We start from the raw sequence: 1,655 nt of genomic DNA, 5'->3' as shown, positions 1-1,655 counted from the left end.
CTCGAAGAGTATCTTCCGATCCGCATGAGGCTGCCGCATTTCTCCAACGCGCGTTCGGTCCGCAATGGGCTCGACCGGGCGCGGCTGCGGCAGGCCAACCGGCTTTTCGCATCGCGCAGCCGGGTGTTGACCAAAGCCGATCTTGTCACCATCGAGGAATCCGACATTCGCGGCAGCCGCGTGTTCGCGGAAGGGAAACTCGAAGGCGAACCGGAGACGAAGATGCGCTGACGGGATGGAGCCGGCTGGCGCAGCGACCAACACCCGCAGACAGAATTGGAGACGACGACCATGGTCACCAGGACAATCATCGCACCCTCCGTGCTTTCCGCGGATTTCTCGCGGCTCGGCGATGAGGTCGAAGCTGTCGTGCGGGCGGGTGCCGACTGGATCCATCTCGACGTGATGGACGGCCATTTCGTACCCAACATCACCTTCGGTCCGCCGGTGATCAAGGCGATCCGCGACCGAACGGACAAAATTTTCGATTGCCATCTGATGATCGCGCCGGCCGACCCCTATCTGGCCGCCTTCGCCAACGCCGGCTGCGACATCATCACGGTGCACGCCGAGGCCGGGCCGCATCTCGATCGTTCCCTGCAGGCGATCAAAAATCTCGGCAAGAAGGCCGGCGTATCGCTGAATCCTTCGACGCCGGAGAGCGTCATCGAGTATGTGCTCGACAGGCTTGACCTAGTGCTGCTGATGACGGTCAATCCAGGCTTTGGCGGCCAGGCCTTCATTTCCGCGGTCATCGAGAAGATCAGGCGAATCAAGGCACTGGTTGGCCACCGCCCGATTGACATCGAAATCGATGGCGGCGTCACGGCCGAAACCGCCCCGCTGGTCGCCGCGGCCGGGGCCAATGTGCTGGTCGCCGGGTCGGCCGTGTTCAAGGGGGGCACCGAGGCGGCTTATCGCACCAACATTGGAGCCATCCGACAGACGGCCGACGGTGCGATCCGGAAAGCGGCGTAAACAATTCCATCGGAGGCAAGCATGGCGGCCGTCCCCCCTGTCTGCGATTTCGGCTGGCGCGCCATCGATGCCGTTTTGCCTGGCGTCGACGGCAGGTCGCATTCGATCTTCAGCCAGGCCGGCCCGAACGGTCTGGTCGTGGCCTTCATCTGCAATCACTGCCCTTATGTGAAGGCAGTGATTTCACGTATCGTGCGCGATGCCAACGACCTCAAGGCCGAAGGTATCGGCTTTGTCGCGATCAACTCAAACGATGCCGACACCTACCCGGAGGATTCCTTCGACCAAATGAAGCTCTTCGCCACGACGAACGGCTTCAGCTTCCCTTACCTGCACGACCAGCACCAAACTGTGGCGCGCGATTACGCAGCCGTGTGCACTCCCGATTTCTTCGGGTTCAACAGCGAGTTGGGACTGCAATATCGCGGTCGGCTGGACGCCTCGCGACGAGAAGCCGGAGCGCCCGGGCTGAGACGCGACCTGTTCGAGGCGATGAAGCAGGTTGCCCGAACCGGCGACGGGCCGCTGGACCAGATCGCCTCGATCGGCTGCTCGATCAAGTGGAAGGATGCCGCATGAACGTCGGTGCAGGTAGGCCGCTTCGATCGCCGAAGGCGATCCTGTTCGATCTCGACGGCACGCTGGTCGACTCGGCACCGGACATAGCGGCCGCCGTC

At 62.6% G+C, this 1,655-nt stretch carries 2 protein-coding genes and 1 pseudogene; all 3 read left to right on the top strand.

What is annotated here, in order from left to right; all coding sequences use genetic code 11:
* Positions 1–231 (top strand): annotated as a pseudogene (locus EN893_RS32855) (CbbX protein); the annotation flags it as partial.
* Between the two features lie 60 nt (positions 232–291).
* Positions 292–978 carry a ribulose-phosphate 3-epimerase gene (gene rpe, locus EN893_RS32850; protein ID WP_127267898.1) on the top strand — a complete coding sequence of 229 codons (687 nt, stop codon included), beginning with the start codon at positions 292–294 and terminating at the stop codon, positions 976–978.
* Between the two features lie 21 nt (positions 979–999).
* The gene (locus EN893_RS32845) at positions 1,000–1,557 is read left to right on the top strand and encodes a thioredoxin family protein (RefSeq protein ID WP_127267897.1); all 558 of its coding nucleotides are present in this window, start codon (positions 1,000–1,002) and stop codon (positions 1,555–1,557) included.
* Positions 1,558–1,655 lie beyond the last annotated feature (98 nt).

Origin of the sequence: Mesorhizobium sp. M7A.F.Ca.CA.004.04.2.1, from assembly GCF_004022825.1 — a bacterium.
Lineage (GTDB): Bacteria > Pseudomonadota > Alphaproteobacteria > Rhizobiales > Rhizobiaceae > Mesorhizobium.
Note: the sequence above shows the minus strand (reverse complement) of the source record. Positions and strands in the feature narration are given on the sequence as shown.

Coding starts and splice junctions, on each gene's coding strand:
- rpe (WP_127267898.1), top strand. CDS start 292: ATGGTCACCAGGACAATCATCGCACCCTCCGTGCTTTCCGCGGATTTC.
- EN893_RS32845 (WP_127267897.1), top strand. CDS start 1,000: ATGGCGGCCGTCCCCCCTGTCTGCGATTTCGGCTGGCGCGCCATCGAT.